Source organism: Terriglobus roseus, assembly GCF_900105625.1.
GTDB lineage: Bacteria > Acidobacteriota > Terriglobia > Terriglobales > Acidobacteriaceae > Terriglobus > Terriglobus roseus_B.
This window is the reverse complement of sequence record NZ_FNSD01000001.1, coordinates 4,052,816-4,067,856: the sequence shown is the minus strand read 5'-3', so window position 1 is coordinate 4,067,856 and position 15,041 is coordinate 4,052,816. Positions and strand designations below refer to the sequence as shown.

The window sequence follows — 15,041 nt, the reverse complement described above, 5'->3', positions numbered from 1 at the left end:
GCACAGCCGCAAGCGGAGCGCTAGAAGTAGCGACCGCCTACACGGGGGATGACTCACAAATATCCGTCCCAGCCCGCGAAGTACAGGTGATTTGTGCAAACTTCTGCAGCCTTGCGTATTTATCTTGCGAATATTTGGCTCAAAGCTGCCTCAGGCCACCGGGGAAGCCGTTTCTACGGGATACGACCAGAGAGGTTTCTTCTTCTGGATCTGCCGCGTCGGTTCCACGCTAGCGGCAGCTGATGGAAGCGTGATCATCGAAGATGCGAGAGCGCCAAGGATTCCCCATGTCACGCGGTAGAGGTTATGGGCGGAATAACCGGTGATGAAAAGAGCCGTAAGCACGATCAGCGTCGTGACCGGTAAAAATTGCACGGCAGGCAGGGTGCTGGACATACACCGTCGTCGCGCCCGGACGGTCGAGATGACCAGGGACACAATGAACACACTGAAGCTCAATACGCCAATCGCCCCCAGTTCCCCAAGCAGCTTGAAATACAGCGAATGCGCGTCCAGCCAATGACGACGACCTGGTCCCGGCCAGAACTTCGTCCCATTGGCAATGGCGTAGTTCGCTGATCCCACTCCTGTAAGCGGGTTGTCCTCAAACATCCTCACGCCGCCCTTCCAGGAGTAGACGCGGTTCTGAAAAGACTCATCACCGGAAAGGTCCTGCACTGTGGCGTATCTGTCCTTATATTGCTGCGGGAGTGCAATCCAGATGATCGGCAGCGAAATCGCCAAGGCAACCACCACCGCAACCCGGTGGCGGGTAGTGAGCGCAAGCAAAAGCCATACGAAAGCCATGGTCATAGCGGAAGTTCGTGACCCGGTGATGAGAATCGTCGTCGCACTCAGAAGAAAAACGACGAGTCCTAGCAGTCGCATATTCCTTGGATTTCCGGCTCTCATGAGAAGAGCGCAGAACGGCAGCCCCAGCACCAGAGAGATGCCGAGTGTATTTGCATCGCCACCAGAGCTGGTCAGCCCAGTGGCGCGCTCCACGTTCATGTGAAACTCGCGAACCCCCGTCATGTACAGAAACAACGACGTTCCCGCAAGCCATCCGGTGGCCGCTACGTACGCTGTCACGAACCGTGTCACGAGCGCTTCTGAAGTGAGTGTGGCCACCATCACCAGATGGAAGAACACTACTTCGAAATAGTTGATGCACATCTGCAGTGAGTTGCTGGGCCAGAACGCAAAGGGAACTGCTACGAGCATGGCCAGAAAGAATCCCAGGTAACACTTTGTGGGAACCGGAAAACGCAACGGCAGATGGTGGACCACCATGGAGATCAGGATCACGGCTCCCATCAGTCGTTCCAGATGAAAGACTCCCAACGCGGGATAGAGCTCTCCCGGTTGAACGACGAAGATCAGCAAAAAGCCAACCATGCCCCATCGTGGATCTCGGAGGGCAGCCACCATGATGCCCAGCGTTAGGAAGAGTAGAACGACCCACATAAGGATTCCTCCGGTGCCAGCAGGCGGCGCTCTTGCAGTGCAGCTTCGCCTTTGGTCGGTCAGTTGCTCTTCGGAGAAGGAGTTACCCTCCGAAACGAGTTGACCGAATGTCTTTATATGCAAATGACGCGCCAACCTTAGAGCCTCCCGTCACAACGGCGCACGCTGCAGCGGTCCCGCAAGCCTCGGAAGGGACGCTACGCAAGTTATTGCTTGGCTCGGGAAGCCGTGTCGCCTTTCTCGCAGTGAACACCGTCATCGGCCTTCTCATGACGCCGTACATCCTGCATAGCCTGGGCGATCGGTACTTCGGCCTGTGGGCACTGACCAGCACCGTCGTGGGCTATTACAGCATCCTGGACCTGGGACTATCGGGCTCGCTATTTACGCAGATGTCGCACGCACTTGGCGCGCGAGACCACATCAGTGCCAATCGTATTTATTCGACCGGCTTGGCTCTCTACTGCTGGATCGCCGTACTCATCATGTCGGTGGCCGCCGGTTGTGCTTTCGTCATTCATCTGGCGTGGCCAAGCGCCGATGCTGCCGTTGTTCCCCTCATACTCTTGACCGGATTCCACGTCGCGATAGGCTTTCCGATGAGAGCACCCTATGGCGTGCTTAATGCCGGCTCGCACTTCGACCTTACCAATGCGATCAACATTGGCGCCGCAGTGCTTCGCGTCATCGCCATGGTTTTCTGTCTACGTTCGGGTTATCACGTGGTTGGCTTGGCATTTGCCCAGCTGCTTGCCGCTATCCCGGGATTTATCGCGGTATTGATGGCGGTTCGCTTGCGCTATCCATTCATGACGGTTCGCCTGAAGAGCGCCTGGCACGCTTCGACAGCTAAATCTCTGTTTCACTTCGCGGGCCCCGTGCTCCTCGGGCAGGTCGCAGACCGCTTGCGGCTACAGAGTGATGCGCTTGTTGTATCCTTCGCTCTTGGCCTTGAGGCGGTTGCACACTATAATGTCGCGAGCACACTTGCCATGTATTACCTCGACGGCGTCACAGCGGTGGTTGGTGTCCTAAGCCCGCTTCTCGCGCGACAGTTCGGTGCCGGGGACCATGAAGGGCTGCGCCGGAATACTTTGCTCGGGACCCGAGCCAGCATTGTCTGCGCCACCTTCATCGGTTTTTTAATCGTGTCCGTCGGACCTTCCTTCATTCAAAGGTGGATGGGGGCGCGTTTTCTCGACGCGTATCCCGTCCTGCTGATGCTCGCCGGCGCAATCTTCATCGAACTAACCCAGATCACGGCAACATCGGCGCTCTACGCCACTAAGAACGTAAAGGTCTTCGCGCGCATCAATGTAGCGGAGGCGCTTGCGAACGTCGTGCTGAGCATCATCCTGGTCCGCAGGCTTGGAATGATCGGCGTCGCTCTTGGCACATTGATTCCTGCACTGGCCGTCCGAGGCGTTGGCATGCTTTTGGCTGTACGCAGGTGCTTGAATATCTCGCCCGCTCTTTACGCCGATTCCAGCCTCGCTGCACTTGGTCGGAGCGCCTTCTGCCTCGTCCTGCCTGCTGCTCTTGCCTATCGATTTGTGCGGCCCGATTATTTAACCATTGCAACCGTTTCGGCAATCAGCGCGGTACTCTTCGCGGCCCCGATATGGATTTCCGAGTTTCACTGCATCGGTATCACCACGTCACCCACAGCATTCCGGATTCTGCACCGACTTCGACCCACCCGATCACTAACTACAAAAGCTTGAGTCGTAGAGTTGGATCAACCTCGCGCGCTGCATCTCCGAACCGTACTCCGTTTCAATTTCCTCGCATCCCGCTGCGAGTCGCGCTCGCAACGACGGATCACAATACACCCGATACATAGCATCACTCAAAATCTTCGGTGACGAAGGCTTTATAAGTAGCCCATTGTGCTCGTGCCGCACAAGGTCGGGCACGCCACCAACGGACGTAGCGATCACTGGTATGTGTAGCGTTAATGCCTCAAGGACAGAATTTGGTGTCCCTTCAGTCAGCGACGGCTGGACGAGGCAATCCAACGACTTCATCCAGGCGCGACAGTCGGATTGAAATCCCGCGAATGTTACCAGTTCGTCGATACCCAGATCCCCGGCCATCTCTTCAAGCATCTGTCGCTCTCGCCCATCACCCAGGACCAGCAACCGAATATTACTCCCCATCGGCAGTCGCCGCAGTAGGTCAGCAAAACCGTGGAGAAGACAGGAATGTCCCTTTTCTTTGCTCAGTCGGCCCACTGCTCCGAAAATAAATGCGTTGGACTTGATGACATGTAGGGGTGCACTTCCGTCAGAGTCGCATCGCGGCGGAAGCATTGCGTTCGGGATATGACGAGGCGCCTCATACCCAAGTAACGTCCGCCGTGCAGTTAGCTGTTGCTGCTGCAATCGGGACACGCACACGACTCGCTGCGCATGGGCCAGGGTCAGCCGTTCCAGCCATTCGTAGACTGCTACTCGCCAGGTTTCCGCTGTCCATCCGCGGACAAAGGCAACGTGCAGACTGCCGGCAATGCTTGTTGCGAAAAAGCCAAGCACATTGGCTTTAAAGCCGTGAGTGCATACTAGAACGTTTTTGTGCCTGCGAAGATATGCAATCAATTGCGCTGTTGCCGGGATAACGTCTCCGGATAGGCAAAACGCACGCAAGCCAATCCTCGCGGCATAGGTTACGATCTCCGGTTCGTCGCTGCTGTCGCGGAAGGAGGCGACGACAATATCGTATGCAGAACTTTGCATAGTTTCCGCGTGATAAAGAATCTGTTTTTCTGGTCCACCAATGAAGTTACTGGCTATAAGATGGAGCACAATCCGATGGCTCACGATTCCTCCACATTTGCTTAGGCATGTTGCGTGCTACTGCAATGTGTAGGCCAAACAGATGTGACGGCAGTCACTTACGATGCGGTGACAAATGAGGGAACAATAAGGCCGCACCATTTAAGGAGTCCTACTTATGTCGACGACTTACATTCAGCCAAACGTTCAGAGTTTGTATGCCAATCCAGCGGCATTCCCGCGCAAGATAGTCGCAATCCCGCCTGCCGTTCCAGACCGGATCATGCACTACCCGGTGTCGGTGAGGTTTGGTAAGCGTCTGCGGGAACTTCGCACGGAGCGCAATCTTTCTCAAGCACGCATGGCAAAAGTGTTCGGCATAGACCGGACCTTCATCAGCGATGTAGAGCGTGGTCGAAAGGCGATGTCTCTTACCACCCTTGAGATTGTGGCCCTCGGTTTGCAAATATCGCTTTCAGATCTGCTGCGCGATATTTAGTTGCATTGACCTCTGGTGCGCGTGGGAGACCTCAACATCCTACGACGTTTTCTGGAGGTGCTTATGCTCGACCGTATAGCGCATCCCGTTTCCTGCCGACCGACTTATTCTCGTAAGGAGTGTCCGGCCTTTCGATCTGTCTTCGGTATCTGCTTGCGCTTCTGGAAGACAGGACCGCTTCTATTGGTCCTGTCATCGCATCCAGCGATCAGAGCGTATCCGCAGGCATACGACCCGCTTCAAGACCGGGTCAGGCCCGCGACTCAAGTGGACGGTCCACCAGTACAAAACTCGGTCATGGCACCATGTGCTTCACCATTGCCAGAAACCACCCTCTTCGATCCACTTCAAGCGCCTGGCGCCGATCAAGCCTCGAAGGCCCTGGCTGGCACGCAAAGCTGCATCACGGATACCAAGCCGGATCAATCGATCAACCGCGGGCCTAAGGGCATTATGGGATCGGTTCCGGTGCCCTCTGAACATGCGGGTAGCCCTCCAACAAAGATCATCATTCACTCCAACAAATCATCCTCCGGCGCTCTGCGCTACCATCCCATCCCCGTGGTCATCCGGGGAGAAGCGCACCCCGGGAGGATCCCGACTGAGCCACCTCCGGCTCTCCAGATTCAACTCTCTTCCCTCGTAAGGCAACAGCCCGGTCCGGTCATCCAGATCAGTGAAGCCGAGCAGGCGGCGCACAGTCCAGCCACGCTAGTCGACCCGGCCCCTGTCTTGTCCCGTGATGACATGGGCACCGACGTCTCTCTGGCTCCGCCAGCAACCAAGGATCTACGCATGTCACTGATCGAATTCAAAGCATCATCCAGGGGAAGCAATGACAGAGACGTACGCTAACGCACGCAAAGATTTCGGTTCAACGCGTCTGATTGGAGACCGAGCCGTAACGCGGGTGACCGATCATACGCTGGAATGTCGATGGCCACCGGCCCTGCTGCATGGTGCCGTGCATGTGTGGCGATGGCGACTTGATGCGACCGAAGATGTACTGATGCAGCATGTGGGCTTGCTGTCAGATAAGGAGCTGACCCGCATGACTTCGTTTCAATTTCGTAGGGATCGGACACGCTACGCAATCTCCCACGGAATGACAAGACATCTGCTCGCACACTATCTCCAGGGGGAGCCGCGGCACTTGAAGTTCACCGAAGGCCTATTGGGCAAGCCCGGCATCGATCATCCAACAACGCGACTGCGCTTCAACCTGACGCATAGCGGCGCGCAAGCATGTCTTGCCATTAGTGATGGTTTGGAACTCGGACTTGACTTCGAGGAGTTGCGGTGGCCCGTGCCGGATATTGCGGAGGTGTTCCTGAGTACAAAGGAACTTACCGCTTACCATCTGCTCTCACACTTGCAGGCGCCTGAGGCGCTTTATCGGGCGTGGACGCAGAAGGAGGCCATTGCAAAGGCAGAAGGTTTCGGCCTGACTCGCGATCTGCGCGCCATCGAGGTCTCCTTCGATCGAAACCAGCAGCCGCAGCACGTGCAGCGTGACAACTCAGGCATCCTGTCCAGGAGCTGGTACCTCATGGACATTCCAGTCAGGAAGGGCTTCGTCGCGAGCCTGGCCACTTCCCAAGTTCCTACCTCCGTCGACGTTCTCCATGTCAACTCCGCAATGACCCTCCACAAGCAGATAGTTCATTAAGGAGGGTGTCGAGGATGCTGTACCCGCACCCGTTTCGCCGACTCAGACGCGGACAAATCGAACTGTGTTCTTCCCTGTTTCTAGCAGCACAGCGATTCAGATGGCTCTCCCGATTGCTGTCCTTCATTGGCCAGTCGCGAATGCTTACGGCTGTGTTCGTGGGCTACCGCCGCCCATTCCCTTCCCTTGCCGCAGCGACTGCCTGGGTCAATCGTCATGACAGTCTGAGCCATGAACATCCCGAGGCTGTTCGCAGACACATGCTCTTTGCGGATAAGGCCCGAGCAAGCGACTATCCCGCTCTCTATCACCTGCAGAAGATTGCGCCGGGACTGCGCACGGTGATTGATATAGGTGGCAATGCCGGCAACCTCTTTTATTGTTACGCCGCTTATCTTGACCTGAGTCCTTCGCTGCGGTGGACAGTCATCGAGTTGCCGCAAGTTGCAGCCGCCGGCAGGCAGATCGCGCTGCAACGTAAGGAGACAAGACTGCATTTCGCTGAGGATCCAAACCCTGCCACAAGCTTCGATCTGGCGGTATTCTCCGGATCACTGCATTACTTTGAGGCGCTTCCTTCCTGGTTGTTTGAGAATCCTCAACATCTCCCGAAGTACGTTCTGATCAATCGGTCCCCCATGGTCGACGACCATGCTGTGGCTGCCGTGCAACGGACACCAAGCTACTACGCTCCCGCGCAGTTACTCTGCAGGCCATCTCTGATCCGGCAGCTTGAAGGACTCAACTATCAACTACTTGACGACTGGCCAGTGGAAGAGTTGAATCTTCGCTTTCCGCTTCACCCAGTGTCTTCCGCCGAGCATTACACGGGAATGTTCTTCCGCCTGCGCTCCGTCGCGGATGACAAGATCCCGACGTAGCCACAGCGTGATCAGATGCTGCGCAAATGAAACGGCGTCCGCCGAAACGGACGCCGCTTAGTTGGTGATTTCGGCTTTGTTAGAAAGTGATCTTGCCTGCCACCTGGAGAATGCGTGGGTCGCGGGTTCCCGTAACTTGTCCGAATAATGTTGACGTCGCCGTGGTGTTCACGGTCTGCCAGTTGGTGTGGTTCGCAACGTTGAAGGCTTCTCCGCGGAGCTGGAAGAAGAGGCTTTCGTAAATCTTGAAGTTTCGGAAGATTCCGACGTCAAGACGATTGAACCCGGGCCCAATGATGTTGCCACGCTTGCTGTTGCCCGGGCGCATTTCGCTGGGCAACGGTGTGTCGAAGGCTCCGCGGAAGAACCATTCATTACGGTTGTGAATGGTGCGACCGCCCTGGCCCTGATTGGGGTTGGCGATTTGGTCCGGGCGGAAGCCGGCATTGGTGTTGCCGTTGATCCCGAGTCCCGCCGAATCGTTCACGTAGTTGCCGGCAGCCTTGCCGTTTACTGGGTTGGTGTAGCCGTAGTAGACCTGCGAACCCGTGCTCTCGCTGGCAGTCAGCGGCAGGCCGGAGTTCATGGCGAAAACACCGCTCAGCTCCCACCCGCCGAGTACGTGGCCAACGAGACCTTGCTGTGATTGAAACCAGGGCAGGTACACAATGCTGTCGACCGTCAGGATGTTGCGCCGGTCGATGGCTGCGAGGCCATAGTCCGCGTTGATGTTGTAGGTATTCTGCGGTGGCGTGGTGTAGTCGTTCTGCGCGTTGGTCAGGTTCTTCGACCAGGTATAGTTCGCGTCGAGCAGACTCTTGCCCCAGGTCTTGGTGACCTTGACCTGCAGCGACTGATAATTCGAGCTGAAGATGGACCGAACTGCGTCGATGGCGAAATAGCCAAGGTACGGACGGATCTGGTTGATTGCGCGATCGCAGGTGGAGTTCATGAAGGCCGGCGTGCCGCTCAAAGGTTGTCCAGTTGTTGCCGTGCCGGGGTAAGCGCATGCGCTTGCCACAGTCGCGGAGCCGGGGTTGCTGCGGAGCGGGTTGACGCGATTCACAAAGGCGCCGGGACGCGCTTCGTTGATGTCGACCATGCCAAGCAGGTGCGTCCCCTGCGTGCCGACGTAGCCGATGTCGAGCATCAGGCTGGGCGCGATCTGCTGCTGCACGTCGAGCGAGAACTGCTGGACGTACGGTGTCTTGTAGCCATCGACCGGGGAACCGACAATGCGGCCGGGCGTGGTGGGAAGACCTGCAGCCGCTGCCGTGCTGCCTGCAGGATTGTCGATGTTTGCTGTCGCTGCGTTGAAGGTGCTGACCGCGGGCGGATTGTTGAAGACGGACGTCTCGAAGTAACTGACGGCCGATTCATCGAATGACCATCCGTACCCTCCGCGCAATGCCGTCTTGCCATTGCCGAAGACATCCAGGGCAAAGCCGAAGCGGGGGGCGAAGTTGGTGTTGTCCGATGGTCCTACATTGCTGCCGAAGCGCGATGCGTGGCCCGCGACCGCGTTGCCGCCGAAGACCATGCCGTTGATGTAGTTCGTGGACTGATAGATATCCGCACTGCTGTTCGGTGTGCCGGAGTTGAGGCCGTCGGTGTTCGCGCAGGGTGCGGCGGTGCAAATCAGGCCGGTGCTGCTGATGGTTGGCGCCTTGGCCGGGTTGTAAGCCGTCGGGTCGAAGTTGCTGAGGCGACCGTTCGCGTCGATGGGTTGGCCGTAGTAGCTGTAGCGGACGCCGAGGTTCAGTGTGAGGCGAGGCGTTACCTTCCAGTTGTCCTGCAGATAGGCCTCGAAGACGTTCTCGCGAATGTCAGGTGTGATGGCAAGCGAGGACTGCGAGAAGCCGTTCGAAGTGCCACCGTTTGCAAAGCCAAGCAGCAGGTTCGCGAAGGCCTGCGAACCGTTGACGCTGGTCTGGGTGATGGCAGTGTTCCCGGTGATGGTTGGATTCCCGCTGAAGTTGAATCCGCCCTGGTTGCCGCCGGTGGCGTTCTCTGTCTTCTGGTAGCGGTTGTAGGTTGCGCCGGCGATGAGCGTTGTCCGGCCCAGCGTCTTGGTCACACTGCCAAAGACGTTGTGGTTGATGTTGTGTTCGCGGTAGATGCCGGAGCTGCCGAGCGCGGTGAGGGATCCGTTGAAGCTGAGGGTCGGGATGACACCAAGCTGGTTAGCGTAAGGCAGGGTCGGTCGCACGTCGGGCGAGTTCGCTGTAGTCAGCGAACCGACCGGGTCAGTGAGGATGGCGCCGGACGAGTAGGCGTAACCAGCATCGAAGAGCGTGGTGGGGTTCATGACGAAGGTGCCATGTCCCATGTGCGTCGTGCCTGGCTGTGACGTGGTGGTGTTCGCAATGCCGGGGATGGGAACGGTCGTAAACGACCCCGTGCCCGATTCAACGGGCAGGGTGTCGTGGATATAGCGATAGAAGAGGTTGATCCGCGATCCGAATGAATGGTCGATGCGGACGATGTACTGGTCATCGCCAAACTTGTTACGTGCGGACGAGTAGAGCGTGTGCGGATCAACGCCGTTCGCGAGATCCAAGGCGGACGTCGGCAAGGGCACCAGGGAGTACAGATCCTTGAGATAGGCCGCTGCGGTGGGCGAGATGTTCGTGATCCTGTTGCCCGACGCCGTACATGTACCGCTTGCGTTGTATGCCGTACAGACGTTGACCGGACCCGTCGTCCACGATCCGTTCGTCCTCTGGTAGTAGGCATTGGTGAAGTCGCCCTTGCGCTCGTCCGCTGTCGGGACCAGCGAAGCTCCGATCGAATACTGAATGACGCGGCGGCCTTCGTACGAGAAGAAGAAGAAGGTCTTGTCACGGCCGTTGTAGAGGCCGGGGATCCTGACGGGACCGCCGAAGGTCGCACCAAAATCGTTGTAACGAAGAGGGGATGCCGAGCGCTTGATGCCGTTCAGGTTGTTGAAGTAGCCGTTGGCATTCAGCGCGTCATTGCGGAAGAACTCGTAGGCCGAACCATGCCAGTTGTTCGTGCCGGACTTGGTCACGACATTGATCTGACCGCTCGCGCCGCGACCGAACTGAGCCGTGTATGTGCCACGCAGCGTCTTGAACTCCGCGATGGCGTCGACCGAGGGGTACACTAGCAGGGTCAAGCCCGAGCCACGATCGACGTTGTCGGCACCGTCAATGGTCCAGTTGTTCGAGGTGGAACGGCCGCCGTTGACAGCAAAGGCCACCTGGTTGGAGGCGCCGGAAGGGACGGTTGAACCGACGTAGAGTTGGTCGTTTGCGCCGCCGTAGGCGACACCGGGCTGCAGCTGGATGAGCTGCTCATAGTTGCGATTGTTCAGGACAAGTTCGCGCGCCTGCTCACCGCTGATCAGCCCCGCCGAGGTCGCATCCTCAAGGTTCAACTGTACGGAGTTCGCCTGGACGCTGACCTCTTCCGCAGCGCTGCCGGTCTTGAGTTGCTGGTTCACCGTCAGCGCGTCATTCACGTGAAGCGTGAGGCTGGTGACGTTCGCGGTACTGAAGCCGGGTGCCGTGATCTTCACGGTGTACACACCCAGCGGCAGCGAAGTTGCCGTGAAGTAGCCCGCGCTGTTGGTCGTCAGCGTTCGGACGTCCTGGCCGCGATCTGTGTTGGTAAGGACGACGGTCGCGCCCTTGATGGAGGCACCGGAGGGATCGGTAATGGTGCCGCTGATAGAGCCGGTCGTCTCCTGTGCATGGGCCGCGCCAGCCAGGGTACTGCCAAGTATTGCGACGGTTGCGATGTGCCGCTTGTACGGGAACGACGACATACTTCAAGTCTCCTGAAATCTTGTCCACCGCACGCGCAAGGGCGATCGCGGGAAATCTGGGTATGGGGGCGGGGCTGCCAATCGTGGGGGAAATGGCAGACGCCGGATACCGTTTTGAGCAGCAGAAAGACGCTGTTTTACGGCGGGGGCAGATAAACGTGAAAGGAACAGTGAATAGATAATTACGCCAGGTTCAAAATGTCAAATCACCGCCGCAGCGGTGGCTTGCGAATGGCATTAGACTGGGTGCGTCTATGGGCCGCCTAAAATTCGTGCTGCAAACTTGCCTGGTCCTGAGCCTTATAGGGACATCTGTCGCTTCTGCACAGACTTATACCTGCAGTCAGCACAAGAAGTCGATGGATGAGATCCAGCTTGCGCCGCAAGACACCTACAGTGGCGCCTCAGCGGGTTTCGATCTTGCGCCTTCTCCATCGCTTGTGAAGAATGCGTGTACCGCCGAACGTGACTTTTTCTTTTCGGCGTCAATGCCGGAAGGAAGCTACACAGTCTCAGTAACTCTTGGAGGACCTGCTGCCGCCATCACCACGGTGCGTGCGGAGGCCCGGCGTCTTATGCTTCGAAAGGTCTCAACCGCCGCGGGGGGCGAACGTATTGAGAGCTTTACGGTCAACGTGCGACGCCCCGCCATCACGCCAGGCGGGCAAGAGGTTAAACGAAAACCACGTGAGTTGCACTCTCTCAACTGGGACGGCAAGCTGACGCTCGAGTTTGCGGGAGATCATCCCTCGGTGCGCAAGATCTCCATCGCTCCGGCAAACAAGTCGCTGCCCACGGTCTATCTCGCTGGCGACTCGACAGTGGTGGACCAGGACAATGAACCATGGGCTGCGTGGGGGCAGATGCTGCCCTCCTTCTTCGGCCCCGGCGTATCGATCGCTAATAATGCAGAGTCCGGGGAAACCATCCGCAGCTTCGTGGGCGAACGGCGCTTCGACAAGATCTTTTCGACCATTCACGCAGGTGATTTCTTACTGATGCAGTTCGGTCATAACGATCAGAAGCCGGGTTCCGGGAATGTCTCAACACAGGATTATGCAGCACTTCTGCGGAAGTACATTGCGATGGCACGTGAGAAGGGCGCAACACCCGTGCTGGTCACCAGCATGAATCGTCGCACCTACGATGCAGTGGGCCACATAACCGACACGCTGGCGCCGTATCCCCAGGTGGTGCGTGATGTGGCGAGTTCTGAAAACGTTGGGCTCATCGATCTCAACACCCTGAGCAAGACCCTCTACGAGGCTGTCGGCGAAGCAAAGTCCAGGAGCATGTTTGTCTATGCGGATGCGAACACTTATCCGAATCAGGCGGAAGCGCTTCACGACGACACACACTTCAACAGCTATGGAGCATACGAACTGGCACGTTGCGTTGTGCTCGGGATGCAGCAGGCCCAGCTGCCATTGGTGAAGTTGCTCCGCGAACCCAACATTCGCTTCGATCCCGCTCATCCCGACGAGCCTGGGGCTGTCGCCCTTCCCGTCACTCCATTTTTCGATCTCGAGAAGCCGTACGAGCGATAACAAGCAGCGCAAAGGGGAAACGCGGTATGCCGTTCAAGCTCATTCATTCCTTCGTCGTCGCAGCAGTCTGCTCCCTAAGCGCCACAGCGCAGACGAGCGCTCCCCCCAGGACATGGGTGGACCGCGATACGGGACATCGTATTTGGCGATTGACGGATGAACCGGGATCTTCCGCGTTCTACTTCAACGTGAACGGCTATTCACCTGACGACCGCTTCATGATCTATACCGCGCCGGACGGCATCCACACACTGGAACTGGAGACACGCAAGACGCGACTGCTTGCTCCGAATCCCGCGCTACCATCCGATGCGGCGAAAGATCCGGCACTCCGCGGCCGCTACACAAATCACGCGGTAGTCGTCGGCCACAAGACGGACAGCATCTTCTTCACGCGCACAGACCCGGCTAGTGGACGCTCCGTGGTCTATAAAGCGGACATGATCTCAGGAGCGGTCACCACGTTGGCGACGCTGCCAGAGCGCGCATCGATCGCCACGATCAATGCGGACGAGACCCTGGGCGCGGGTGTCTACGACGAGCATCCCACGGACACGCAAAAAGAGTACGGTCGCAACTCCACAGCACCGGCAAAGACGGGCGAGCCGCAACCCCTCTTTCAGCCGGAAGATAAGGGAGCCATGATGGAGCGCAGACTGGCGTCTCGTATTCCTGTCGTGCTCTTCACGGTAGATCTGGCCAGCGGCAAGGTTCATGAACTGCTTCATTCGACTGACTGGATCGGTCACATGCTGTTCTCGCCGATCGATCCTTCCCTGCTGATGTACTGCCACGAAGGTCCGTGGCAGAAGGTCGACCGTATCTGGACCATCCGTGCCGATGGAACGCACAACGAGTTGATTCACAAGCGCACCATGTTGATGGAGATCGCAGGACATGAGTTCTGGGGGATCGATGGTGAAACCATCTGGTACGACTGGCAATTGCCGAAGGGAGAAGACTTCTTCCTGGCGGGTTACAACCTGGCAACACACAAACGTGTTGCGTACCATATGCAACGCGATGAATGGTCCATCCACTTCAATGTAAACAAGGGCGCCACGCTGTTCACGGGAGATGGAGGCGATCCGGGCCAGGTGGCACGGGCCGGCAATGGCGAGTGGATCGAACTGTTCCATCCGGAGTGGACCAGGAACAATGGGGGGCTGGACGAGCCCCAGTTCATCACCCCCGGCGTGCTTCATGCAGAGCGCCTGGTGAACATGAAGCACCATAACTACCGGCTCGAACCGAACGTTCGATTCTCGCCGGATGCGAAGCTCGTACTCTTTACTTCAAACATGTTTGGCCCCAGCTATGTCTTCGCGGTCGAGGTCGAGAAGGCACCAGCTTCGGCGACGGATGTTCTGTCCACCCCAGATCTGGGGCGAACCTACGGGCCCGATCCCCTTCCGACGAACTGCACGAAGGATCGTCCCTGTAATGCTCCTACCCGTTAGTTAGACGTAAGATTCACTGGACAGCATTCATAAGTGGCGCCGGCATCACTGGCAACTGCTTCCCTGCCGCCGAGAAGTAAGGTTCCAGCGGATCTGGTTGTAGCAGCTTTAGCCCCAGAATGACTGCTTTGGCATTGATCAACGCACCGGCTGCGCTGGTGTGTGTGTGCGGGTCCGCGAAGAGAGGCTCCACTGCCTGCTCGCCCATCGCGTCGTACTCTCTCGCGACGATTTCATTCAGATCAATGAGGCCAATTTGTTCCTGTTCGGCAACCGCCCGTGCCCAGCCGGCATACGTCGCGCTGTCACGTACCACCTTGCCGTCCTTCCATATCTTGCGGGGGATGAGAGTACACATCTCCACGGTCACGCCCTTAGCCTTGGCCTGTTCAACATACTGGCGCAGATACCACCCATAAGTGTGTACGGTCTCATGTCGTTTAAGGATGGGGTTCTCGATCTCCTTCGAATCCTTGCCGACACCGGGTAGCGTACCGCGTGCGCGGGACGTGTCATCGAGCGCGCCTCCATCGTTATGGCCCATCTGCACCAGCATGAAGTCACCTGGCTTCATCATGGCCAGCGTGTCATTCCAATGACCCTCCGTGATGTATGTACGGCTGCTCCGTCCGCCGATGGCGCGGTTCACCACGTTGATCTTCGATGTATCGAAGAACTGAACGATGGGTTCACCCCACCCCCACTGCCCGCCTGCACCGTCCCCATGACCATTGCGAACCGTGGAGTCACCGACAAGCCAAAGCGTCGGCAAATTCGGATCGCGAGGCACGGGTAGATGAAGCTGGTCTTTGAGCGATGGGTCCGTGGAGCCGACGGCTGCAGGCGTGGTCTTGGCTGGCGCCGCAGGCTGCTGCGCTCCGCTATGCAGCGAGAAAGGAGCGTGGATCGCAGCCAGCAACAACGTGAAGCGAATGACTCGGTGCATCTCTTCTC

Annotated in this window: 12 protein-coding genes; 7 read left to right on the top strand and 5 right to left on the bottom strand. The window is 57.7% G+C overall.

Features of this window, described 5'->3' with window-relative positions; genetic code table 11:
* Nucleotides 1–150: 150 nt before the first annotated feature.
* Entirely contained in the window at nucleotides 151–1,467 is a 1,317-nt protein-coding gene (locus BLW03_RS17000) for an O-antigen ligase family protein (protein WP_074655219.1), read from the bottom strand.
* 32 nt (nucleotides 1,468–1,499) lie between these two features.
* Here BLW03_RS17000 and BLW03_RS16995 point away from each other — a divergent pair, with 32 nt between their 5' ends.
* The gene (locus BLW03_RS16995; RefSeq protein WP_139285236.1) at nucleotides 1,500–3,191 is read left to right on the top strand and encodes an oligosaccharide flippase family protein; all 1,692 of its coding nucleotides are present in this window, start codon (nucleotides 1,500–1,502) and stop codon (nucleotides 3,189–3,191) included.
* On the opposite strand, the gene BLW03_RS16990 is transcribed toward BLW03_RS16995, so the two are convergent.
* Nucleotides 3,174–4,286, bottom strand: coding sequence for a glycosyltransferase (locus BLW03_RS16990; protein WP_074655217.1), 1,113 nt, complete (start codon nucleotides 4,284–4,286; stop codon nucleotides 3,174–3,176). The two genes, BLW03_RS16995 and BLW03_RS16990, sit on opposite strands and share 18 nt — an antisense overlap.
* A 133-nt stretch (nucleotides 4,287–4,419) precedes the next feature.
* On the opposite strand from BLW03_RS16990, the gene BLW03_RS16985 reads away from it, so the two are divergent.
* Nucleotides 4,420–4,740, top strand: a complete 321-nt coding sequence (locus BLW03_RS16985) for a helix-turn-helix domain-containing protein (RefSeq protein ID WP_212733225.1) — start codon at nucleotides 4,420–4,422, stop codon at nucleotides 4,738–4,740.
* A gap of 318 nt (nucleotides 4,741–5,058) precedes the next feature.
* Nucleotides 5,059–5,595 carry a hypothetical protein gene (locus BLW03_RS20710; RefSeq protein ID WP_074655216.1) on the top strand — a complete coding sequence of 179 codons (537 nt, stop codon included), beginning with the start codon at nucleotides 5,059–5,061 and terminating at the stop codon, nucleotides 5,593–5,595.
* A 19-nt stretch (nucleotides 5,596–5,614) separates the two neighbouring features.
* Here the strand turns inward: BLW03_RS20710 and BLW03_RS20705 are convergent, their stop codons facing one another.
* Complete coding sequence (locus BLW03_RS20705) at nucleotides 5,615–5,758, bottom strand: hypothetical protein (protein WP_170835064.1); 144 nt, start codon at nucleotides 5,756–5,758, stop codon at nucleotides 5,615–5,617.
* Here BLW03_RS20705 and BLW03_RS20700 point away from each other — a divergent pair.
* Both BLW03_RS20700 and BLW03_RS16970 read left to right on the top strand, forming a co-directional pair.
* Nucleotides 5,750–6,409: a 4'-phosphopantetheinyl transferase family protein gene (locus BLW03_RS20700; RefSeq protein WP_432279828.1), complete on the top strand. Its 660-nt coding sequence runs from the start codon at nucleotides 5,750–5,752 to the stop codon at nucleotides 6,407–6,409. The genes BLW03_RS20705 and BLW03_RS20700 overlap by 9 nt on opposite strands.
* Nucleotides 6,410–6,549: 140 nt before the next feature.
* A complete protein-coding gene (locus BLW03_RS16970; protein WP_170835062.1) occupies nucleotides 6,550–7,290 on the top strand; it encodes a methyltransferase, TIGR04325 family in 741 nt (246 codons plus the stop codon).
* 79 nt (nucleotides 7,291–7,369) lie between these two features.
* Here the strand turns inward: BLW03_RS16970 and BLW03_RS16965 are convergent, their stop codons facing one another.
* A complete protein-coding gene (locus BLW03_RS16965) occupies nucleotides 7,370–11,080 on the bottom strand; it encodes a TonB-dependent receptor (RefSeq protein WP_074655213.1) in 3,711 nt (1,236 codons plus the stop codon).
* Nucleotides 11,081–11,334: 254 nt separating this feature from the next.
* On the opposite strand from BLW03_RS16965, the gene BLW03_RS16960 reads away from it, so the two are divergent.
* Together BLW03_RS16960 and BLW03_RS16955 are read left to right on the top strand one after the other, a co-directional pair.
* Nucleotides 11,335–12,627 carry a rhamnogalacturonan acetylesterase gene (locus BLW03_RS16960; RefSeq protein ID WP_074655212.1) on the top strand — a complete coding sequence of 431 codons (1,293 nt, stop codon included), beginning with the start codon at nucleotides 11,335–11,337 and terminating at the stop codon, nucleotides 12,625–12,627.
* Between the two features lie 26 nt (nucleotides 12,628–12,653).
* A complete protein-coding gene (locus tag BLW03_RS16955) occupies nucleotides 12,654–14,087 on the top strand; it encodes an oligogalacturonate lyase family protein (protein ID WP_074655211.1) in 1,434 nt (477 codons plus the stop codon).
* A 13-nt stretch (nucleotides 14,088–14,100) separates the two neighbouring features.
* Here BLW03_RS16955 and BLW03_RS16950 read toward each other — a convergent pair whose 3' ends face one another.
* Entirely contained in the window at nucleotides 14,101–15,033 is a 933-nt protein-coding gene (locus tag BLW03_RS16950; RefSeq protein ID WP_083350599.1) for a rhamnogalacturonan acetylesterase, read from the bottom strand.
* Nucleotides 15,034–15,041: the final 8 nt, after the last annotated feature.